Origin of the sequence: Pseudomonas sp. NFACC42-2, from assembly GCF_900116055.1 — a bacterium.
Classification (GTDB): Bacteria; Pseudomonadota; Gammaproteobacteria; order Pseudomonadales; family Pseudomonadaceae; genus Aquipseudomonas; species Aquipseudomonas marginalis.
In genome coordinates, this window is record NZ_FOZO01000003.1 from 493970 (window position 1) to 514061 (window position 20092).

At 62.5% G+C, this 20092-nt stretch carries 19 protein-coding genes; 3 read left to right on the forward strand and 16 right to left on the reverse strand.

The features are described 5' to 3' along the window. Positions 1–4 precede the first annotated feature (4 nt). The 15 genes from pdeM to BM416_RS09670 all read right to left on the reverse strand — a co-directional run bounded on the left by pdeM (position 5) and on the right by BM416_RS09670 (position 15514). Positions 5–655, reverse strand: coding sequence for a ligase-associated DNA damage response endonuclease PdeM (pdeM, locus tag BM416_RS09600; protein WP_092487663.1), 651 nt, complete (start codon positions 653–655; stop codon positions 5–7). Next, a complete protein-coding gene (locus tag BM416_RS09605; RefSeq protein ID WP_092487666.1) occupies positions 655–3135 on the reverse strand; it encodes a ligase-associated DNA damage response DEXH box helicase in 2481 nt (826 codons plus the stop codon). The genes pdeM and BM416_RS09605 overlap by 1 nt, the downstream gene beginning before the upstream one ends. A 57-nt stretch (positions 3136–3192) precedes the next feature. Continuing rightward, positions 3193–3957, reverse strand: coding sequence for an ABC transporter ATP-binding protein (locus BM416_RS09610; RefSeq protein ID WP_016973168.1), 765 nt, complete (start codon positions 3955–3957; stop codon positions 3193–3195). 13 nt (positions 3958–3970) lie between these two features. Then, a complete protein-coding gene (locus tag BM416_RS09615) occupies positions 3971–5089 on the reverse strand; it encodes a succinylglutamate desuccinylase/aspartoacylase family protein (RefSeq protein WP_092487670.1) in 1119 nt (372 codons plus the stop codon). A gap of 9 nt (positions 5090–5098) precedes the next feature. After that, positions 5099–5809, reverse strand: a complete 711-nt coding sequence (locus BM416_RS09620; protein ID WP_092487673.1) for an ABC transporter permease — start codon at positions 5807–5809, stop codon at positions 5099–5101. After that, a complete protein-coding gene (locus BM416_RS09625) occupies positions 5806–6534 on the reverse strand; it encodes an ABC transporter permease (protein WP_065926441.1) in 729 nt (242 codons plus the stop codon). Before BM416_RS09625 ends, BM416_RS09620 begins: the two co-directional genes overlap by 4 nt. 57 nt (positions 6535–6591) lie before the next feature. Then, the gene (locus tag BM416_RS09630; RefSeq protein WP_027604451.1) at positions 6592–7371 is read right to left on the reverse strand and encodes a transporter substrate-binding domain-containing protein; all 780 of its coding nucleotides are present in this window, start codon (positions 7369–7371) and stop codon (positions 6592–6594) included. A 231-nt stretch (positions 7372–7602) separates the two neighbouring features. After that, a complete protein-coding gene (locus tag BM416_RS09635) occupies positions 7603–9237 on the reverse strand; it encodes an ATP-dependent DNA ligase (RefSeq protein WP_092487676.1) in 1635 nt (544 codons plus the stop codon). Beyond that, on the reverse strand, positions 9234–10238 hold the full coding sequence (locus BM416_RS09640) for a ligase-associated DNA damage response exonuclease (RefSeq protein ID WP_092487681.1): 1005 nt from the start codon (positions 10236–10238) through the stop codon (positions 9234–9236). Before BM416_RS09640 ends, BM416_RS09635 begins: the two co-directional genes overlap by 4 nt. A gap of 201 nt (positions 10239–10439) precedes the next feature. Beyond that, positions 10440–12881, reverse strand: a complete 2442-nt coding sequence (locus tag BM416_RS09645; RefSeq protein ID WP_092487684.1) for a penicillin acylase family protein — start codon at positions 12879–12881, stop codon at positions 10440–10442. Positions 12882–13023: 142 nt separating this feature from the next. Next, on the reverse strand, positions 13024–13668 hold the full coding sequence (locus BM416_RS09650) for a glutathione S-transferase N-terminal domain-containing protein (protein ID WP_092487687.1): 645 nt from the start codon (positions 13666–13668) through the stop codon (positions 13024–13026). Positions 13669–13843: 175 nt separating this feature from the next. Then, positions 13844–14044, reverse strand: coding sequence for an SEC-C metal-binding domain-containing protein (locus BM416_RS09655; protein WP_003189235.1), 201 nt, complete (start codon positions 14042–14044; stop codon positions 13844–13846). Further along, the gene (locus BM416_RS09660) at positions 14041–14523 is read right to left on the reverse strand and encodes an LEA/WHy family protein (protein WP_027604446.1); all 483 of its coding nucleotides are present in this window, start codon (positions 14521–14523) and stop codon (positions 14041–14043) included. Before BM416_RS09660 ends, BM416_RS09655 begins: the two co-directional genes overlap by 4 nt. A 19-nt stretch (positions 14524–14542) precedes the next feature. Then, positions 14543–15013: a YchJ family protein gene (locus BM416_RS09665; protein ID WP_065926434.1), complete on the reverse strand. Its 471-nt coding sequence runs from the start codon at positions 15011–15013 to the stop codon at positions 14543–14545. Between the two features lie 3 nt (positions 15014–15016). Continuing rightward, on the reverse strand, positions 15017–15514 hold the full coding sequence (locus tag BM416_RS09670) for a DUF6231 family protein (RefSeq protein WP_092487690.1): 498 nt from the start codon (positions 15512–15514) through the stop codon (positions 15017–15019). A gap of 190 nt (positions 15515–15704) precedes the next feature. Here BM416_RS09670 and BM416_RS09675 point away from each other — a divergent pair, with 190 nt between their 5' ends. Next, a complete protein-coding gene (locus tag BM416_RS09675) occupies positions 15705–16400 on the forward strand; it encodes a PA1041 family peptidoglycan-binding anchor lipoprotein (protein ID WP_027604443.1) in 696 nt (231 codons plus the stop codon). Positions 16401–16556: 156 nt separating this feature from the next. Beyond that, entirely contained in the window at positions 16557–17315 is a 759-nt protein-coding gene (locus BM416_RS09680; RefSeq protein ID WP_092487693.1) for a hypothetical protein, read from the forward strand. A 45-nt stretch (positions 17316–17360) separates the two neighbouring features. On the opposite strand, the gene BM416_RS09685 is transcribed toward BM416_RS09680, so the two are convergent. Then, positions 17361–17825 (reverse strand): CopD family protein, encoded by a 465-nt coding sequence (locus BM416_RS09685; RefSeq protein ID WP_027604441.1) that lies wholly within the window; start codon positions 17823–17825, stop codon positions 17361–17363. A 99-nt stretch (positions 17826–17924) separates the two neighbouring features. Here BM416_RS09685 and dinG point away from each other — a divergent pair, with 99 nt between their 5' ends. Continuing rightward, positions 17925–20069, forward strand: coding sequence for an ATP-dependent DNA helicase DinG (dinG, locus tag BM416_RS09690; protein WP_027604440.1), 2145 nt, complete (start codon positions 17925–17927; stop codon positions 20067–20069). Positions 20070–20092 lie beyond the last annotated feature (23 nt).

Below are 20092 nucleotides of genomic sequence, written 5' to 3' on the forward strand. Positions count from 1 at the left end.
CCGGTCAGCGAACCTGCCACACCTGGTGATCGCCGATAACAAAGATTCGGCGGTCATTGTCCTGCTCCACCGTATGCCCCCCGGTAAACGCCCCAAACGCCGGCAGCAGGCTGACGCGCGTGCCGAACTGGAAACACGGCAGGCGCAGGCTCTGCCGGCCCTTGCCGCGCAAGCGATACACCGGGTGCACATGCCCCGCCAGCACATGGTGGCTGGCATGGGCGTGCGGTTCGTGTTGCAGGGCGAAAGGGCCCATCAACAGGGGCTCCGGGACCACTTCGATGTTCAAGTCAGCCGGTGGGTCGCCTGCGCGTTTATCGTGATTGCCGCGAATCAAGGTCATCGACAGGTCGCAATGACGGGCTCGCCAGGCCCTCAAGGCGCTGAGGGTGCCGCTGGCGTGGGAGCCGGGCCCGTGGAGGAAATCGCCGAGAAAGATCACCTGGGTGCACGGTACGGCCGCCAACAGCCGGTCCAGGCGTTGCAGGTTCTCGGTGGTGGTGCCTTGCGGTACCGGCTGGCCCAGGCTGCGATAGGCCGATGCCTTGCCAAAGTGTGCATCGGCGATCAGCAGGCACTGGCGCGCGGGCCAATAGAGCGCCTTATCCGCCAACAGCCGCAGCTCTTCGCCCTCCAGCGTCACTGAGCACACCATCAGCGTTTGCCGTTATCGGCGACTTTTTCCAAGTCCTTGACCATCCGCGCAATGCGCTCCGAGAGTTTTTCCGAACTCATGCTTTCGCGCATCCGTTCTATCAGCAGTGGGAAGGCCAGGGGCGTAGGGCGTTCGATCCTATGCACGTCCAGTGTCAGCGCCGAGAGGCGAAGCAAGGTCTCCTCCAGCCGACGAATATCCAATTCGTCGCGCAGGACTTCTTCCCCCGCCTGGGCCAGCAACAGGTTTTGCGGGTCATATTGCTTGAACACTTCAAAGAACAACCCGCTGGACGCCTGCACCTGGCGCGTGCTTTTCGGCGCGCCGGGGTAACCGGCAAACACCAGCCCGGCGATACGCGCAATCTCGCGAAAGCGGCGCAGGGCGAGCTCCCCGGCGTTCAGGCTGGCTGCCACGTCTGCCAGCAACTGCTTCGGGCTCAGCAGCGCCCCACTCAGCAAGCGTGGCCAATCCACCTCGGTGGCGCTGAGCAACTCCAAGCCGTAATCGTTGACGGCAATCGAGAAGGTCACAGGCTGCTGCTGGCTGACCCGCCACGCCAGCAGACTCGCCAGCCCCAGGTGCACCTGGCGGCCGGCAAACGGGTAGAGGAACAGGTGCCAGCCCTCCCGCGATTTCAAGGCTTCGGCCAGCAAGTGCGCGCGCGTCGGCAAGCCGGACCAGCGCAGTTGCGTCTGCAACAGCGGTTGCACGGCCTGCATTTCCGGGCCCTCGTAGCGTCCGTGCGCCGCCGCATCGAAGCGTTCCACCACGGCTTGGGCCAACTCGTTGGAAAGGGGCATGCGCCCGCCATTCCAGCGGGGTACGGCAGCTTTTTTGGCGCTGCTGCGGCGCACATAGGCGGTCATGTTTTCCACCCGCACCAGTTCCAGCAGGCGACCGGCAAACAGGAAACCATCGCCAGGCTTGAGGCGTGCAATAAAGCCTTCTTCAACACTGCCCAGGTTCTTGCCACCGCCGCCCTTGCTCCAGAATTTCAGCTGGATGCTGGCGTCGCTGACAATGGTGCCCACGCTCATGCGATGGCGGCGCGCAAGCCGGGCATCGGGGACGCGCCAGATGCCGTGCTCGTCCGGCTCCACGCGGCGGTAATCCGGGTAAGCGGTCAGCGATAAGCCGCCATGCCGTACAAAACCCAGGGCCCAGGCCCAATCGGCCTCGCTGAGGTTTCGATAGGCCCAGGCGCCACGGACCTCCGCCAGCAGAGCCTGCGGCGTAAAGCCAGCGCCCAGGGCCATGCTCACCAAATGTTGTACGAGCACATCCAATGGCTTGTGGGGCGATTCGCGGGCTTCGATGCGCCGCGCTGCAATGGCGTCCTGGGCCGCAGCGGCTTCCACCAGTTCCAGGCTGTGGGTCGGCACCAGGGTCACCCGCGACGGCCGTCCGGGTGCATGGCCGGAGCGCCCGGCGCGTTGCATCAGGCGCGCCACGCCTTTGGCCGAGCCGATTTGCAGCACGCGCTCCACCGGCAAAAAATCCACCCCCAGGTCCAGGCTGGAGGTGCACACCACCGCCTTGAGCTGACCGTCTTTCAACGCCCGCTCCACCCAGTCGCGGGTCTCGCGGGCCAGCGAACCATGGTGCAGGGCAATCACCCCGGCCCAATCCGGCCGAGCCTCGAGCAGCGCCTGATACCAGATTTCCGACTGCGCCCGCGTGTTGGTAAACACCAGGCAACTGCTGCTGGCGTCGACCTCGGCGACCACCTGCGGCAGCATCTTCAAGCCGATATGCCCGGCCCACGGAAACCGCTCTGCGATGGGCGGCAGCAAGGTGTCGACGCGCAACTGCTTGGCCGTTTGCCCCTGCACATTAATCCCGTCCCCTTGTGGGATCAGCACTTCCAAGGCGTGGGACTGGTTACCCAGAGTGGCCGAAATGCCCCACACCATCAGTTCAGGATGCCAACGCCGCAGCCGCGCCAACGCCAGTTGCAACTGCACGCCGCGCTTGTTGCCGATCAGTTCATGCCATTCATCCACCACCACCATACGCAGGTGCGCCAGACTCGTTTCGCTGTCGGCGCGGGCGAGCATCAGGGTCAGGCTTTCCGGGGTGGTGACCAGGGCGGTGGGCTGGCGTCGGGTTTGCCGGGCACGCTCGCTGCTGCTGGTATCGCCGGTGCGCAGGCCGACGCTCCAGGGAATCTGCAAGGCCTCGAGCGGCGCTTCGAGGGCGCGTGCGGTGTCGGCGGCCAACGCACGCATGGGCGTGATCCACAGCACGGTCAGTGGCTCAGCCGGCGGTTTGCGTTTACCGGTGGCGGGCGGGCGGGTGATCGCGAAACGGTTGAGGGCGGCAAACCACAGGGCGTAGGTTTTGCCGGCGCCGGTGCTGGCGTGCAGCAAGCCCGAGCGGCCGTCCTTGACCGCCGTCCATACGTCTTTCTGGAAAGCGAACGGCTTCCAGCCTTTGGCGGCAAACCACGTTTTGGCGAAGTCGAGGGGTTTTGCCATGGGGCGGCGAACGCTCTGGAGGGCCTATTCCACAGACCCTCCAGGCGTCGCAAAGGTTTACTTCAAATTGCCGCTCAGGAACTGTTGCAGGCGCTCGCTCTTGGGATTGCCCAGCACATCCTCCGGCGCGCCTTGCTCTTCCACCAGGCCCTTGTGCAAGAACAGCACCTGGCTGGATACCTTGCGTGCAAAGCTCATTTCGTGGGTCACCATGATCATGGTGCGGCCTTCCTCGGCCAGGCCCTGGATCACCTTCAACACTTCACCCACCAACTCCGGGTCGAGGGCCGAGGTGGGTTCGTCGAACAGCATCACCTCCGGCTCCATGGCCAGGGCACGGGCGATGGCCACCCGTTGCTGCTGGCCACCGGACAGGAACGCCGGGTATTGGTCCGCCACGCGTGCCGGTAAACCCACCTTGTCCAGGTAGCGACGGGCGCGGTCTTCGGCGTCCTTCTTGCTGCAACCCAGCACCCGGCGCGGGGCCATGGTGATGTTTTCCAGCACGCTCATATGACTCCACAGGTTGAAATGCTGGAACACCATCGCCAGCCGCGTGCGCAGGCGCTGCAATTCGGCATCGTCGGCCACGCGCATGCCATGGCGGTCGCTGACCATGCGGATCGGCTGGCCGTCGAGGGTCATGGCGCCGTCGTTGGGGGTTTCCAGGAAGTTGATGCAGCGCAAAAAGGTGCTTTTGCCCGAGCCGCTGGCGCCGATCAGGCTGATCACATCACCGGTCCTGGCCTTGAGCGAGACACCTTTGAGCACCTCATTGTCGCCATAGCTTTTATGCAGGCCTTCAACGGTCAATTTGTACATGGGGCGTGCATCCTCAAGGCGAAAGTAGATAGCCGCTGCGGTAGGCCTCGGTGCCTGCGACATGGCCGACGACCATCCCGGCAGTGGCCATGCGGCGCAGCGAACGGGCGTAAAGCAGGCCGGCCTTCTGGCAGTGCACGGGCGTTACGCGGTCGGTAATGGGGTCGATGATTTCGGCGATCAGTTGCCCGGCTTCCAGGTATTCGCCGGGCAGGGCGCTGAACACCAGCAGGCCGCCCACCGGCGTTGCCACGGGTTCGACGCCTGCCAGCGGCGTGGCGGGGTAGGGCAGCTCGGGCAGCGGTACCGCGTCGCCGGCAATCGCGCCGAAGTGAATCAGGTAGTCGATGATTGCCTGGCAGTCGAGGGCGGCCAACCCATGGTTGACGTCGCCCTGGCCGCGCAGTTCGACGGTCACCGAAAAGCTGCCCATGGGGATCGGGAAGCGCGCGCCAAAGCGTTGCTGCAACTGCCACCACACCAGGGTGAAACACTCATCGAAGGATTGTCCGCCGGAGTCTGTGGCCAGCAAGTTGGCCTCGGAGCCGATATAGCGTGCCAGCGGCTCCACCTGCGGCCAGGCTTCGGGCGTGGTGTAGAGGTGCGCCACGGCTTCGAAGTCGCAATGCAGGTCCAGCACCATGTCGGCATCGCAGGCCAGGCGTTGCAGCACCAGCCGCTGGGCGTGCAATTGGGTCGTGGCGGTTTGACCGGCGAGGGCGGTGCTCAACGCGGTACGGATCAGCTCGACGTTGTGCCGGGGATCATCCCCGAGCAACGCTTCGACCTGGTCGCCCACTTCTTCGCTGAGGTCGACAAACAGGCGGTTGAAGTTCTGTCCGCTTTCCAACTCGTAGCGGCCCAGGGGGATGTCCATCAACACCTGTTCCAGGCCTGCCGGATTGGCGATGGGCACCAGCACGATCTCGCTCAGTAACCGCCCGGCTGCCGCCAACTCGGCCAGGCGCACCTTCAAGTGCCAGGCCACCAGCATACCCGGCAGTTCATCGGCATGCAGCGATGACTGGATGTAGACCTTGCCCTCGGCGCGTTCGGGGCCGAAGTGGAAACTGTGAATCTGCCGCGCCGTGCCTGGCACCGGCGCGATCAGATCGTGTACCTGATGACGCATGAAGGCTCCTTAATGGCTGGGCCCGAGAAACGCCAGCCAACGGCGCTCCGCCAGACGAAACAGACCGACCAGGGCAAAGGTCACGGTCAGGTAGATCAGCGCGGCGATACCGAATGATTGGAACGTCATGAACGTGGCCGAGTTGGCGTCACGCGCCACCTTGAGGATGTCCGGGATCGTCGCGGTAAACGCTACCGTGGTCGAGTGCAGCATCAAGATCACTTCGTTGCTGTAGTAGGGCAACGAGCGGCGCAACGCCGACGGCATGATCACGTAGGCGTACAACTTCCAGCCGCTTAAACCGTAGGCCTTGGCCGCCTCGACTTCGCCGTGGGCCATGCTGCGGATCGACCCGGCGAAAATCTCCGTGGTGTAGGCGCAGGTGTTGAGGGCGAAGGCCAGGATCGTGCAGTTCATCGCATCGCGAAAGAACGCATCCAGCAGCGGCTGTTCACGTACGGCGGCGATGCTGTAGATGCCGGTGTAGCAGATCAGCAACTGGATATAGAGCGGCGTGCCACGGAACAGGTAGGTGTAGAACTGCACCGGCCAGCGTACCAGCGGGTTGCGCGATACACGGGCGATGGACAGCGGGATCGACACCACAAAGCCGATGACCAGGGCGGCGCTGAGCAGCCACAGGGTCATGGCCAGGCCGGTGATGTGCTGGCCGTCGCTATAGAGGAAGGGGCGCCAGTATTCCTGCAAGAGTTCGATCATCGCACCGCCTCCCGTGAGCCTGCGGAGTAGCGACGTTCAAGACGACGCAGGACGAAGTTGGACGCGCTGGTGATCAACAGGTAGATCAGCGCGGCGAGTACCAGGAAGTAGAACAGTTGGTAGGTGCTTTTGCCGGCATCCTGGGCGGCCTTGACCAGGTCCGCCAGGCCGATGATCGACACCAGGGCAGTGGCCTTGAGCATTACCATCCAGTTGTTGCCGATACCCGGCAGGGCAAAACGCATCATCTGCGGGAAGGTCACGTAGCGAAAGCGTTGCCCGCGCTTGAGGCCGTAGGCCGTGGCGGCTTCCAGCTGGCCACGGGGCACGGCGAGGATCGCGCCGCGAAACGTCTCGGTGAAATAAGCACCGTAGATAAAGCCCAGGGTGATCACCCCGGCGCTGAATGGGTCGATCTCGATGTATTCCCATTCCATGAAGTCGGTCAGGCCGGTGAGCCAGGTTTGCAGGCTGTAGAAAATCAGCAGCATCAGCACCAGGTCGGGTACACCGCGAATCAGGGTGGTGTAGAGCTGGGCGGGGATACGCAGGAAGGGCAGGCTGGAAAGTTTGGCGCTGGCGCCGAGCAGGCCCAGCAATACGCTGACGACCAGGGACAGCACCGACAACTTGATGGTCATCCAGGTGCCTTGCAGCAACAACGGGCCGAAACCCTTCAAGCTGAGTGCGCTCAGCCCGAGGGTTTGCAACAGTTCTTCGAACATAAATCAGGACCTATGGCGATAAAAAAGCGCCCCTCCACAGGAGGGGCGCCCCAGGCATTATTTGCCGCTGTACAGGTTCAGATCGCCAAAGTGTTTCTTCTGGATGGTGGCGTAGGTGCCATCATCGTGTAACGCTTTGATACCTTTATCCAAAAGGGCCTTCAGTTCAGTGTTACCTTTTTTGATACCGATGGCGGTTTTCGATGGCAGCAATGGGTCATCGATGGCGGCGCTGACTTCATAGCCGGCACCGGCCGGGGACTTCAGGAAGCCCAGTTCGGCTTGCAGCATGTCCTGCACGGAAGCGTCGAGACGACCGGAAGTCAGGTCGGCGTAAACCTGGTCCTGGTTGGCGTAGGCTTTGGTGGTCACGCCGGCTTTATCCAGTACCGCCTTGGCGTAGGCTTCCTGGATGGTGCCTTGCTCGTAGCCCACGGATTTGCCCTTGAGGGACTCTGGGGTCGAGTAACCCGCACCTTTCTTGAACACCAGCGAGGTCGGGCCGGAGAACAGTTCGCTGGAGAAGTCGATGGCCTTCTCGCGCACCGGGGTCACGGTCATGGACGAAATCACTCCGTCGAACTTGTTGGCTTTGAGGCCTGGAATCATGCCGTCAAAGTCACTTTCGACCCACTTGCACTTCACTTTCAGTTCGGCGCAGATCGCATTGCCCAGGTCGATATCGAAGCCTACCAGGCTGCCATCGGCCGCCTTGGATTCGAACGGCGCGTAGGACGGATCGACACCAAAACGCAGTTCCTTGTATTCCTTGGCCAACGCGGTACCGGCGGCCATGCACAGAGCCAGTGCAGAAAGGGTCAGCAATGCTTTTTTCATTATTTAATCCCTGGAAACCAAGATAAGCGCTTGTGGCGCGTTTTAGGACTGTTACTGAACGGTGTCAGACGGATCACGAGTAGCAATTTCTGCACCATAGTTCCGAATGAGCGTTTTAAAAGGTGGGACAAGGGAGTAATGAGTGTAGGAGATGCCCGAAAATGGGCATTGAAAATCGAGCGCACTATTTCGGAACATTTGGAGATCCGGTTGGGGGGGCGGGGTTCTGGCTCAGGCCAGTAAGTCCTGCAGGGTGGCAAGGTTATCCGCCTCATCCACCGCCTTGTCCTGGCGCCAACGCAACATCCGCGGAAAGCGCACCGCAATCCCGCTCTTGTGCCGCTTGGACAGGGCAATGCCTTCAAACCCCAGCTCGAACACCATGCTGGGCGTCACGCTGCTGACCGGGCCGAACTTCTCCACGGTGGTCTTGCGCACGATGGCGTCGACCTTGCGCATTTCTTCGTCGGTCAGCCCTGAATAGGCCTTGGCGAAGGGCACCAGCGTGCGATCACTGCCGGGCGGGCCATCCCATACGGCGAAGGTGTAGTCGCTGTAGAGGCTGGCGCGCCGGCCATGGCCGCGTTGGGCGTAGATCAACACCGCATCGACACTGAAGGGGTCGACTTTCCACTTCCACCACAGGCCCATGTCCTTGGTGCGGCCCACGCCGTACAGGCCGTCGCGAGCCTTGAGCATCATGCCCTCCACGCCGAGGCTGCGGGAGGCTTCGCGTTGCTGTGCCAGGTCCTGCCATGTGGCACCCGTCAGCAGGGGCGAGGGCTGCAACACGGGTTGGTTGCACTGGGCAATCACCTGTTCCAGTTGGGCGCGACGTTCGGCCTGGGGGTGGTTGCGCCAGTCGTCGCCTTGATGTTCCAGCAGGTCATAGGCGAGGACCGCAACCGGGGCATCGTCGAGCACTTTTTTGCTCAGGGTCTTGCGGCCAATGCGCTGCTGCAGAAGGGCGAAGGGTTGTACCGAGTCCTTCCACACCACGATCTCGCCATCGATCACCGTGCCATCGGGCAGCCCACTGACCAGGCTGTGCAGTTCGGGGAAGCGCTCGGTCACCAGCTCTTCGCCCCGCGACCAGATCCACAGCCGACCTTCGCGCTTGACCAGTTGCGCGCGAATGCCGTCCCACTTCCATTCCACCTGCCAGTCTTCAGGGGCGCCGAGCAACGCGTCGAACTGCTCCACCGGCTGCGACAACCCGTGAGCGAGAAAAAACGGATAAGGCTGTCCGCCCCGTTGCGCATGCTCGTCGGATGATTCGGCGGCGATCAGCTTGAGGTAGCCTTCGGCTGTCGGTCGGTTGGATAAATCGGTGTAGCCCACCAATCGCTGCGCGACGCGCTTGCTGTCGAGGTCGGCCATGGCGGCGAGCGCGCGGGTGACCAGCAATTTGGACACGCCGACGCGAAAGCTGCCGGTGATCAACTTGATGCACACCATCAGGCTCGGTTGGTCCAGTTGCGCCCATAACGCTGGCAACCGTTCGGCCAGGTCCAGGGGCGACAGGCCACGCAGCGGCAGGAGTTTTTCTTCCAGCCACACGGCGAGGCCGTCCTCGGAGGTGTAGGTGGATTCCGGCAGGAGCAGGGAAATCGTCTCAGCCAGGTCGCCTACCGATTGGTAGCTTTCTTCGAACAGCCACGGCTCGATGCCGGATGCTTCGGTGGCCATGTCCCGCAGCAGACGCGTCGGTACCAATTGCCGCGGTCGTCCGCCGGACAGGAAATACACCGCCCACGCAGCGTCTTCAGGCGGCGCTTGCAGGAAGTAGGCTTGCAGGGCCGCGAGCTTGGCATTGCTGGAGGTGGTGGCGTCGAGGTTGGCGTACAGCTCGGCGAAGGCTTTCATGCCGTGGCCTCCTCTTCGTCATCGCCGTATTCGGTGGTGAAGCCCTGGGCATCCAGGCCTTTTTCCCGCAGGTGGCGTACCAATACACCGACAGAGCCGTGGGTGACCATCACCCGTTCGGCGCCGGTTTGTTCGATGGCCCACAGCAGCCCGGGCCAGTCGGCGTGGTCCGACAGCACGAACCCTCGATCCACCCCGCGCCGCCGCCGGGTACCGCGCAGGCGCATCCAGCCGCTGGCGAAGGCATCGCTGTAGTCGCCGAAGCGCTTGATCCAACTGCTGCCACCGGCGGACGGCGGCGCGATGATCAGGGCCTGGCGCAGCAATGGGTCGGTCTTTTTGAAATCGCCGGCGTAGAGGGTTTCGGGGATATAAATGCCGGCCTCGCGGTACACCCGGTTCAGCGGCTCGACCGCGCCATGGCTGAGGATCGGCCCGATGCTGGCGTCGATACCATGCAGGATGCGCTGGGCTTTGCCGAAGGAATAACAGAACAACACACTGGCTTTGTCGGCGGCGATATTGGCCTGCCACCAGTCGTTGATCCCGGCGAAGATCTGCGCCTGGGGCTGCCAGCGGTAGATCGGCAGGCCGAAGGTGGATTCGGTGATAAAGGTATGGCAACGCACCGGTTCGAAAGGCGCGCAGGTGCCGTCCGGTTCCACTTTGTAGTCGCCGGACGCCACCCAGACTTCGCCCTGGTATTCCAGGCGCACCTGGGCCGAGCCGAGTACATGCCCGGCGGGGTGGAAACTCAGGGTCACGCCGTGGTGGACGAGTTTTTCGCCATAGGCCAGGGTTTGCAGGTTGATGTCCTGGCCCAGGCGCGAGCGCAGGATGCCCTCGCCAGGGGCGGCAGCCAGGTAGTGTTGATTGCCCGTGCGGGCGTGGTCGCCGTGGGCGTGGGTGATGACAGAGCGTTCCACCGGGCGCCAGGGATCGATGTAGAAATCTCCGGCGGGGCAGTAGAGGCCTTCGGGCCGGGCGATGACAAGGTCCATGGGGTGACCGGGGCGATGGGCTTATCAGGTATGAGGCGGGGGCGAGCGCAGAAGTTCTATCGGAATGCATGTGGGCAAAATGTGGGAGGGGGCTTGCCCCCGATAGCAGTGGTTCAGTCAAAACATCGGTGACTGATACACCGCCATCGGGGGCAAGCCCCCTCCCACATTTGGATCAGGTTTTGTCAGGTTGAAGTCAGGTCACTTGCCTGGGGTCAGGGTCAACCTGGCCTTCCCATATACTTTCTCGAAGTTCTGCGGCTGCATCGGGAAGCTCAGGTATTGCGCCTTGAGCGACGGGTCGATGCCGTTGGCGTAGTTCGGGCTGGCCGGGTTGCCGGACTGGCCGATGCCTCCCTGGCCCATCATCGGTTCCACCTGGCCGAAGTCGACGATCATGCGCAGCGCCGGCACCTGGGTGGTGTTGAAGTCCTGGCCCCAGCTGTACGGTGCCGGGTTCAAGGTGTTGTGGTCGCCACCGGACGCCAGCGGGCCGCGAATCACTTGGCCACTGGTGTTTTTCCAGGTGGTGCTGTGCAGCTTGCCCCACTGCCAGGCCTTGTGGTCAGCACCCAGTTGGCTCTCGCCAGCGCTGATCGCGGCGGCCAGGCTGCGGGCGAGGATGGTAGGTTTGTCTTCTTTCTGCGCGGTGCGCACGTCGTCCCAGAACGGGCTGTCTTCGCGGCCCAGCAGGTGGTCGGCCTGGGCGGCATAGGACAGGTTGGCGTTGCTGACAAAGGCTTTCCAGCTGGCACTGTTTTCCGGCCCCAGTTCGTCGAGGAAGATCTGCCGGGTGCTTTCCTGCAGGAACAGTTCGTAGAGCGCCGCGTCGGCGGACGTCGACACCAGGCGGCCGTCGAAGGCCATCAGGCGCTTCAGTGCTTCCCGTGCCTTGGCCTGGTCGGCCGCCGGCAACGCATCAATCGCCTGCTTCAATGGCTGGGCCATACCCGGCGCCTGGAACATGGTCTTGAGCTTGGCGGCAAAGGTGGTGGTCTGGTCGTATTGCATGGCGATCATGCTGCGGCTGTCATGCTTGCCCGCATTGGCCAGTTGCGCCAGGCGCTCGCTGCGCTCCGGCGCATCCCAGGAGTTGGACAGCTGCATGCCGTAGCCGCGCGGCGCGGTGCGTTGGTTGGCGGTGCCGATCCAGCCTTGGGCCGGGTCCTGGTCATAGGGGTGCAGCATCGCGTCGGCGTAACCGTCCCAGTCAAAGCGTGTATCCCAACCGGGCGAGGGCAGCAGGCCTTCGCCTTCGCGGCGGTTGGGGAAGCGGCCGGTGACCTGCCAGCCAATGCTGCCGGCGTCGGCGAAGACCATGTTCAAGGCAATGGCGCGAATGTTGCGGGTTGCGTCCGAGGCCTTGCCGGCGTTTTGCGCGCGGGAGAGGTCGAAGAACGCGTCGAGGCTCTTGTCATCCTTGAAGTCGGCGGTTTGCAGGGCCAGGCCAAAACCGCTGGTCAGGGCCTGGCTGCTGTTGAGCAGGGCGCCGTGGCGGGTTTCGTACACCACTTCGCGAATCGAGCGTTGACCCTTGACGAAGAAGGTTTCATTACGCACTGCTGCCGGCAGCCATTTTCCGTTGTTCTCGTAGTACAACGCGCTGCCCTGGCGTTTGACCTTCTCCAGGAACAGGTCCTGGGTATCGCCCTTGACCGTGCTCATGCTCCACGCCACGTTGCCGTTGAAACCGGACAACAGGGTCGGCAGGCCGGCAATCGAGGCGCCGACGGCCTGGTATTTCGGTGCGCGAATCTGCACGTAGTTCCACGGCGAGGGTGCTTGCGGCTGGGCGGCGAGGTCGCCTGCCAGCAGGCTCTTGCCGCTGCGGCTGCGTTGCGGGCCGATGGCCCAGTTGCTCGACGTGGTAACCGCCAGCGAGTTGAGGCTGCTCAATTGCTGGCTGACCGCGTCCAGCCCGGCCAGGCCGGTGATCTGGCTGAGGTTCACGCCCTTGAGTTTCTCGGCCTCGGCCAGGGGGATCGGCTCATCCGGCGCGCTCGGTGTCAGCCAGGCGAGTTTGTCCACGCCGACCTTTTGCGCCAGCAGCAACGACGCCAGCTCTTCCTGCAGGTTGGCCGACTCGCTGAAATTCAGCAGGCAGAACAGCAGCGCCGAATCTTCCGGCTTCCAGTACTCAGGCTTGTAGCCGGTCTGGGCCAGGTCCGGCGGCAGCTTGTCGCGGTAGCGGAACAGGTAGGCGTTGACGCCACGGGCATACACTTCGAAGAAGCGCTTGAGACGCGGCGACGAGGCGTTGTACAGCTCGCCGGCGCTTTTTTTCAGGTTGACCGCGCGCATGAAGCGGTCCACATCCAGCACCTCGGGCCCGGACATCTCCGCCAGGCGGCCCTGGGCCAGCAGGCGCAGGCTGACCATCTGGGTGATGCGGTCACTGGCGTGCACATAACCGAGGCTGAACAGCGCGTCGTGGAAGGTGTTGCTTTCGATCAGCGGCATGCCCTGGGCGTTGCGGCGTATCGAAACATTCTGTGCGAGGCCCTTGATCGGCTGTACGCCGGCCACTGGCGGCAGGGTGTCCTGGGTGCTCTGGAGCTGGCAACCGGCCAGGCTTAATGCACTGGCCACTGCCGCGGCAACGCCGAACCGGGGAAGAAAATGTGAGAGGGCTGGCGAGGCCATGGCAAAGCTCCTGCGGGGGGTAGCGTCAGTAAAGGCGCTACGTTAGTGAGCGCGGTGAAACGACGCAAGCAGGAGTTTGGGTAAAGCGTTAGATCTTGAGTCGCACCGCCCCTCCCACCTGTTGACCGCGCACGACTTCAGGTCAGGATTTAGGCGGATTGACCTTTTGGACTAATTCATACGCCCGAACCGTCGCTGGCCGTTCCTTGATGCTATTGAACCAGCGATGAACGTGTGGGAAATCTTCCAGGCGCTGGCTCTGCCACTTGTGGGAAACGATCCACGGATAGATCGCCATATCGGCAATGCTGTAGTCCTCACCCGCCACGAACGCACGGTCCGCCAGACGTCGGTCCAGCACACCGTATAGACGGGCGGTTTCATCTACGTAGCGCTTGATCGCGTAGGGGATTTTCTCCGGTGCGAACTGGCTGAAATGATGGTTCTGACCCGCCATCGGCCCGAGCCCGCCCATTTGCCAGAACAACCATTGCAGGGCTTCCTGGCGACCGCGCAGGTCTTTTGGAATGAATTGGCCGGTTTTTTCCGCGAGGTACAGCAGGATCGCGCCGGATTCAAACAGCGAGATCGGCGCGCCGCCGTCGCTCGGGTTCTGATCGACGATGGCCGGGATGCGGTTGTTGGGGGCAATCTTCAGGAAGTCCGGCTTGAACTGGTCGCCCTGGCCGATGTTGATCGGGTGCACGTTGTAGGGCAGACCGGCTTCTTCCAGGAACAGCGATACTTTGTGACCGTTGGGGGTGGTCCAGTAATACAGGTCGATCATGAAGCTCTCCAAAAGTGGTGATGCTTGAGCGAATGCCTGTAGGTATAGGTAAAGGTGGGAGGGTAGAAATTCAATCAAACATTTGCGTCTACCCTTAGACGCTTTCGATTTGGAATGCGATGCAGCTGTGGAAGGGAGTGAACTCCCTCACACACACGTGGGCCCTCAGCGCGATTTACGCGCCGTGGCACTTCTTGAATTTCTTCTCACTGCCGCACGGGCAAGGATCGTTGCGACCAACGTCCTTCAATGCGTTGCGCACCGGCTCCTGGTGAGCGTGGCCGCAGTTCGGGCCGTGGACATGGCCGTGGTCGTGATCATGGTGATCGTGATCGTGGTTGCAGTCAGGACCATGGACATGGGGTTGCTGAGTCATCGATGTCGCTCCGGAATAAAATCGCCGGGGATTATCTCGCCATTGTGGTTCACCTGCACGTCATAACCGATGAATAATCCGGTTTTCAGTTCACCCTCCAGGCGATACGGCACAGGCTGGTCGGGTTTTTTCAGCATCTGCACCACATCGCGGATCTGCGGCCAGAGGTTGGTGCGCACCGACACCTTGAAAAATGCATGGCCCTTGGGCGGTACCGTCAGCCATTCATTGGACTCGCCTTCGGTGAGCACAAAATCATCCAGGGTGACCTTGTAGATCAGCCCACGCACGGTCAGGTCCGAGTCGTCGCGGTTATCCACGCGAAAGTACAGCTTGAATTTCTGCTCCAGCAGCTTGGCCCGCACCACTTCGACTTTCACCAGGGAAACGTGGGGCGGGGGCGAATCGTCTTCGAACCAGGAGGCGCAACCGGTCAGGCCGAAGGTTAACGCCAGCATCAAGCTGTAGATCCGAAGCATGGCGTGAGTCCTGTGGTAGTTAGAGATAGCTGGAACAACACTTCTTGAATTTTTGCCCACTGCCGCACAGGCACGCATCGTTGCGTCCGGTTTTCACTTCCACCGTGGGGTCGATGAAGTACCAGCGCCCTTCATTCTGTACGAAAGAGGACTGCTCGCGGTGGCTATGTTCGCCGGTGCTGTCATGCCAGCGTGCGGTGAAGGTCACGAAGGCGTGTTCCGGCTGGCCGCCGAACACCTCGGAACTTTCAACTTCCAGGCCGAGCCAGGTGCTCTGGGCGCTCCAGGCGGCGATGGCCTCACGGTCCAGGCCAGCCTGTTGCGCGGGCAAAGTGGTTGCGACCAGATAGTCCACCAGGCCCAGCACATAGGCGCTGTAGCGTGAACGCATCAGGGCGCTGGCACAGGGCGCCGGGTGCCCGGCGTGATAATGGCCGCAGCAGGCATCCAGCAGGTTGCCACTGCCGCAGGGGCAAATGGATGTACTCATTAATTACCACCAATACTTTCCGAAGTTTTCCGGGTTAGCCCAGAAACGGGCGTTGAGCCAGTCCGGCACCTGTTTATAGTCAAGCAGATCGTAGGTAAACAGCGTCAGCACTTGCTCATCGCGCTGGAAACGCTCGCCGGCCTGGAGGGCCAGGGAGAAGAAGTCGGTTTCCTTCCAGCCGCAGGCGCCCAGGTCCACCAGCACCGCAATGCGGCTGGCGTTGAGGTTGCGGATACCGCCGAGCAGGGTCAGGCCTTGGGGTTTTGGCAGGTGCTCGAGGCAATCGACCACCAGCGCCAGGTCAAACCGCTGGGCCGCCAGTGCTTGCGGCAATGGCCCTGGGTCGGCGCAAAACACCTGGGTCTCCGGGTGTGCGGCTTTAAATGCATCCAGCGCCGGGAACTGGCTGGCACCCAACAGCAACAGGCGTTTTGGCTGGTGCAGATCCAGCAGTGCAGCCAAGGCTTGCTGGGGCGTACGGGAAGAAATACCAGCGGTCATCAGAAATCCTCACATCAGGACCGTAGAGACTAGCGCGGCTGAGCGTGCGGGCCTAGGGCGGGCGGTTGCGAAAAGTCCTGCGTGGGCGGCGATCCCCAATGAATACGGGGCTTGGCGTAGTGGCACAGTTGAAAAGAGCGGTCTTTACTCCACCCATCGGCCCCCGCCGATCCCTTCAGGAGAAAGTCAGATGAGCATCATGCGGACAGCTCTACCCTTGGTTCTGCTAACCGGAGTATTGACAGGTTGCGCAGGCTTGCAAAAAACCGATTGGCCTACCTGTGCCGCTGTCGGCGGTGTGACCGGTGCAGCGATCGGTGCGACTGAAAGCTCGGCCTACGCAGGCTATGGCGCGTTGCTGGTCGGCGGCATGGCCGGCGCCTATTGCTGGGTGCACGGCGATGGCGACGAAGATGGCGATGGCGTGCCGGACAGCCGCGACAAGTGCCCGGGCACCCCGAAAGGCGTGCAGGTCGACGCCAATGGTTGCCCTCCGGCACCGCCGGCGGCGGTGGTTGAGGAGGTGGTGGTGGTCAAGGAAGAAACCATCGTGATTCGCGATGTGCACTTCCAGTTCGACTCGGCCAAGTTGACGGCAGCGGATAAAACCAAACTCGACACCATTGCCACGCGCCTGAAACAGGAAGCCCCGAGCGCCCAGCTACGGGTCAGTGGTCACACCGACAGCGTCGGTAAAGATGCCTACAACCAGAAACTCTCGGAAAAACGTGCCCATTCGGTCACCGATTACCTGATCGGCGCCGGGGTGCCCCGCAGTGCCTTTGTGTCTGTCACCGGGGCGGGCGAAAGCCATCCGGTCGCCGACAACAAGACCGCTGAAGGCCGCGCCCTGAACCGCCGCACGGAAATCCAGATCAACCGCTGACAGCCCTTGCCCCTGTGGGATCCACAGGGGCATTGCCGGCCACCCTCGCTTGAACCGCTCCCTGCTCAAGTTTTTTGAACCTTCACTGGCAAATCGCCTGTAGAAGTCGTTACTGTGCGTCCAAAGAAAAATTTGAAAACATTCAGGAGCCCCATGATGCGTAAGGTTTTTCTGTTGGCCCTGTTGGTCAGCCCCGTTGCCCTGGCCCAGAGCGTCAGTGTCGAAACCAACTCATTGATGCGCCTTCCCTCCAGCACCAGCGTGTTGCAACTGGAGCGCCTGGACGTGGCGGACTACGGCACGTTGCTGATTCCGGCTACCATCAGCCAAGTCACGGTGGATGAACTGCACCTGGGCCGCGACGCACGCATCGCGATTGTGCCTGGCAATACCGCGCTGCAATTGCAGGTGCGGCATGCGCAACTTGAGCAGGGCAGCCAGATCACCTCGCGCGGTGCCCCCGGCACCCATGAAAAACCGGCCAAGGCCGGGCGTGACCTGACCTTGCGCATCAACTCGCTGACGGCCGAAGAACTCTCGGTGGATGCCCGTGGCGGCGCCGGTGCCCAAGGGTATGCCGGGCTGGATGGCGCCAATGGCGTGGATCCTGGGTGCACCTGGGGCTCGGCGGGGCGCGGTTTCAATGGCGATAACGGCGGCGATGGCCTGCCGGGTGGAGCGGGTGCACAGGTGCGCGTGGAGTTGCCGAAGGACTTCCCGGCGGAACACATCAAGGTCTGGGTGGATGGCGGGGCTGGCGGTTTGGCCGGCACGGCCGGCAAGCCGGGCAAAGGCGGGGAGTCCAAAGGTTGCCTGGTGTACCGCACCGAGGGTGGCGAGAAGGGCCGGCCAGGGTTGGAAGGGCAGCCGGGGCCAGCTGGGCCTGCGGGTACCGTGACTATTCAGCGGCTCTAAGCTTTAAAGAGCTGCAAGCTTCGAGCTTGCAGCTTGCGGCTGTACTCAAAACATCGGCCGAGCCGATGCAATCGCCACCACCACCAATCCCACGATCAGGTTGATTCCCACCAACTTGCGAATCTGCCCCAGTGCAGCCGCACCCGCCGGCCAATCCTCAGCCGCCACCGCCGCCTTCAGTTGCGGAAACTTCAGCGCCTGGATACGGATAAACAACGCCGTCATCACCAGATACAAACCCATCATCACCTGCACATAGCGCGGTGCGCTTTCAAACCCGCTGAAGCGCAGGTGCAGCAGGCCGACGCCGCTGATCGGCAAAACCAGCACTGCCACCCATACCCACACGAAAAAACGTTGAAACACATTGGCCCACAGCTTGAGTCGGGCAGGGCCCTCAAGGGCCGCCACAGCGGCGGGGCGCAGGATCATCCAGGCGAAAAACATGCCGCCGACCCAGATCAGGGCGGCCAATACATGCAGGGTGTAAACGAGGCTAAACGCGGTCATTGTGGTACTCCGTTCTGCGCGGGATTAATTAGCGGGGTATGATAGCTGCCGATCCGAACCACTGAAAATTTATCCAGCGTTTTTTGCGCCCGACTATCCATGATCAGCACTGAACTCAAAACCACGATCCAGGGCGCCTACACGCGTTTTCTCGAAGCCAAGAGCTTGAAACCGCGCTACGGCCAACGCCTGATGATCGCCGAAGTGGCCAAGGTCCTCGGGGATATCGACACCGATGACGAAGGCCGCCGCGAAGGTGAGCCCGCCGTCGTGGCCGTCGAAGCCGGTACCGGTACCGGCAAGACCGTGGCCTACAGCCTGGCTGCGATCCCGACCGCCAAGGCCGCCGGCAAGCGCCTGGTGATCGCCACCGCCACCGTCGCCCTGCAGGAGCAGATCGTCTACAAAGACCTGCCCGACCTGATGCGCAACAGCGGCCTGAACTTCACCTTCGCCCTGGCCAAGGGCCGTGGCCGCTACATGTGCCTGTCCAAGCTCGACGTGCTGCTGCAGGAAGGCCACGCGCAAACCGCCACGGCGTCGCTGTTCGAGGAAGAAGGTTTCAAGATCGAGGTGGATGAGGTCAGCCAGAAGCTGTTTACCAGCATGATCGAGAAACTGGCCGGCAATAAATGGGACGGCGACCGCGACAGCTGGCCCACCGCCCTCGAAGATGCCGATTGGGCGCGCCTGACCACCGACCACAGCCAGTGCACCAACCGCCATTGCCCCAACTTTGGCCAGTGCGCCTTCTACAAGGCCCGCGAAGGTATGGGCAAGGTCGACGTGATCGTTACCAACCACGATATGGTCCTGGCCGACCTGGCCCTGGGCGGCGGTGCCGTGTTGCCGGACCCGCGAGACACCCTTTACGTGTTCGACGAAGGCCATCACCTGCCCGACAAGGCTATCGGCCACTTCGCCCATTACACGCGCCTGCGCTCCACCGCCGACTGGCTGGAAACCACCGCGAAGAATCTGACCAAATTGCTCGCCCAGCATCCGCTGCCCGGCGATCTGGGCAAGCTGATCGAACAGGTGCCGGAGCTGGCGCGGGAGATCAAGACCCAGCAACAGTTCATGTTCAGCGCCTGCGAACAGGTGGCCGACTTCAAGCCCGGCGAAGATGTGGAAGGCCGTGAGCGCCCGCGCCACCGCTTTGTCGGCGGGATGATCCCCGAGCATATGCGCGAAATGGGCATCGAGCTGAAGAAAGGCTTTTCCCGTCTTACCGACCTGTTTACCCGCCTGACTGACTTGCTCAAGGAAGGCATGGACGGTGAGGTCAATATCGGCATCGCCAGCAACCAGGCCGAAGAGTGGTACCCGCTGTTCGGCAGCCTGTTGTCCCGTTCCCAGGGCAACTGGGAGCTGTGGACGGCCTTTACCGTCGAAGACCCGGAAGACAACCCGCCCATGGCCCGCTGGCTGACCCTGTCGGAAAGCGGTGCGTTGTTTGATATCGAGGTCAACGCCAGCCCGATCCTTGCCGCCGAGATGCTACGCCGTAACCTGTGGAACGTGGCGTATGGCTGCCTGGTGACCTCCGCCACGCTGACCGCCCTGGGCACCTTCGACCGCTTCCGCATGCGCGCGGGGCTGCCGAAAAAGGCCGTCACGGCGGTGGTGCCAAGCCCGTTCCACCATGCCGACGCCGGTGTGCTGCGGGTGCCCGATCTCAAGGCCGATCCACGGGATGCGCCGGCGCACACCGCTGCGATCATCCGCGACCTGCCCTCCCTGGTGGAAGGTTCGCGCGGCACCCTGGTGTTGTTCTCGTCGCGCAAACAGATGCAGGACGTGTTCGACGGCCTCGACCGCGACTGGCGCAAGCAGGTGTTTATCCAGGGCAACCTGTCCAAGCAGGAAACCCTGAACAAGCACAAGGCGCGTGTCGATGGCGGGGATTCCAGCGTGCTGTTCGGCCTGGCGAGTTTCGCCGAAGGCGTGGACTTGCCCGGCGCCTACTGCGAACACGTGGTGATCGCCAAGATCCCGTTCTCGGTGCCGGATGATCCGGTCGAGGCCGCGTTGGCCGAATGGATCGAAGCGCGGGGCGGTAACCCGTTCATGGAGATCTCGGTGCCGGATGCTTCCTTGAAGCTGGTGCAGGCCTGCGGTCGCTTGCTGCGTACCGAGGAAGACCGGGGCACCATCACCTTGCTCGACCGCCGCCTGGTGACCCAGCGCTACGGCAAGGCGATCCTGAATGCGTTGCCGCCGTTCCGGCGCGAAATTTCTTAAACCATCGTGGGCGAATTCGCCCA

Bases quoted from the DNA above. Each gene is read 5' to 3' on its own strand.
- BM416_RS09645 (WP_092487684.1), bottom strand. From the start codon at position 12,881: ATGGCCTCGCCAGCCCTCTCACATTTTCTTCCCCGGTTCGGCGTTGCC.
- pdeM (WP_092487663.1), bottom strand. From the start codon at position 655: ATGGTGTGCTCAGTGACGCTGGAGGGCGAAGAGCTGCGGCTGTTGGCG.
- BM416_RS09685 (WP_027604441.1), bottom strand. From the start codon at position 17,825: ATGACCGCGTTTAGCCTCGTTTACACCCTGCATGTATTGGCCGCCCTG.
- BM416_RS09655 (WP_003189235.1), bottom strand. From the start codon at position 14,044: ATGACTCAGCAACCCCATGTCCATGGTCCTGACTGCAACCACGATCAC.
- BM416_RS09670 (WP_092487690.1), bottom strand. From the start codon at position 15,514: ATGACCGCTGGTATTTCTTCCCGTACGCCCCAGCAAGCCTTGGCTGCA.
- BM416_RS09680 (WP_092487693.1), top strand. From the start codon at position 16,557: ATGCGTAAGGTTTTTCTGTTGGCCCTGTTGGTCAGCCCCGTTGCCCTG.
- BM416_RS09610 (WP_016973168.1), bottom strand. From the start codon at position 3,957: ATGTACAAATTGACCGTTGAAGGCCTGCATAAAAGCTATGGCGACAAT.
- BM416_RS09625 (WP_065926441.1), bottom strand. From the start codon at position 6,534: ATGTTCGAAGAACTGTTGCAAACCCTCGGGCTGAGCGCACTCAGCTTG.
- BM416_RS09675 (WP_027604443.1), top strand. From the start codon at position 15,705: ATGAGCATCATGCGGACAGCTCTACCCTTGGTTCTGCTAACCGGAGTA.
- dinG (WP_027604440.1), top strand. From the start codon at position 17,925: ATGATCAGCACTGAACTCAAAACCACGATCCAGGGCGCCTACACGCGT.
- BM416_RS09630 (WP_027604451.1), bottom strand. From the start codon at position 7,371: ATGAAAAAAGCATTGCTGACCCTTTCTGCACTGGCTCTGTGCATGGCC.
- BM416_RS09640 (WP_092487681.1), bottom strand. From the start codon at position 10,238: ATGGACCTTGTCATCGCCCGGCCCGAAGGCCTCTACTGCCCCGCCGGA.
- BM416_RS09605 (WP_092487666.1), bottom strand. From the start codon at position 3,135: ATGGCAAAACCCCTCGACTTCGCCAAAACGTGGTTTGCCGCCAAAGGC.
- BM416_RS09615 (WP_092487670.1), bottom strand. From the start codon at position 5,089: ATGCGTCATCAGGTACACGATCTGATCGCGCCGGTGCCAGGCACGGCG.
- BM416_RS09660 (WP_027604446.1), bottom strand. From the start codon at position 14,523: ATGCTTCGGATCTACAGCTTGATGCTGGCGTTAACCTTCGGCCTGACC.
- BM416_RS09635 (WP_092487676.1), bottom strand. From the start codon at position 9,237: ATGAAAGCCTTCGCCGAGCTGTACGCCAACCTCGACGCCACCACCTCC.
- BM416_RS09665 (WP_065926434.1), bottom strand. From the start codon at position 15,013: ATGAGTACATCCATTTGCCCCTGCGGCAGTGGCAACCTGCTGGATGCC.
- BM416_RS09620 (WP_092487673.1), bottom strand. From the start codon at position 5,809: ATGATCGAACTCTTGCAGGAATACTGGCGCCCCTTCCTCTATAGCGAC.
- BM416_RS09650 (WP_092487687.1), bottom strand. From the start codon at position 13,668: ATGATCGACCTGTATTACTGGACCACCCCCAACGGTCACAAAGTATCG.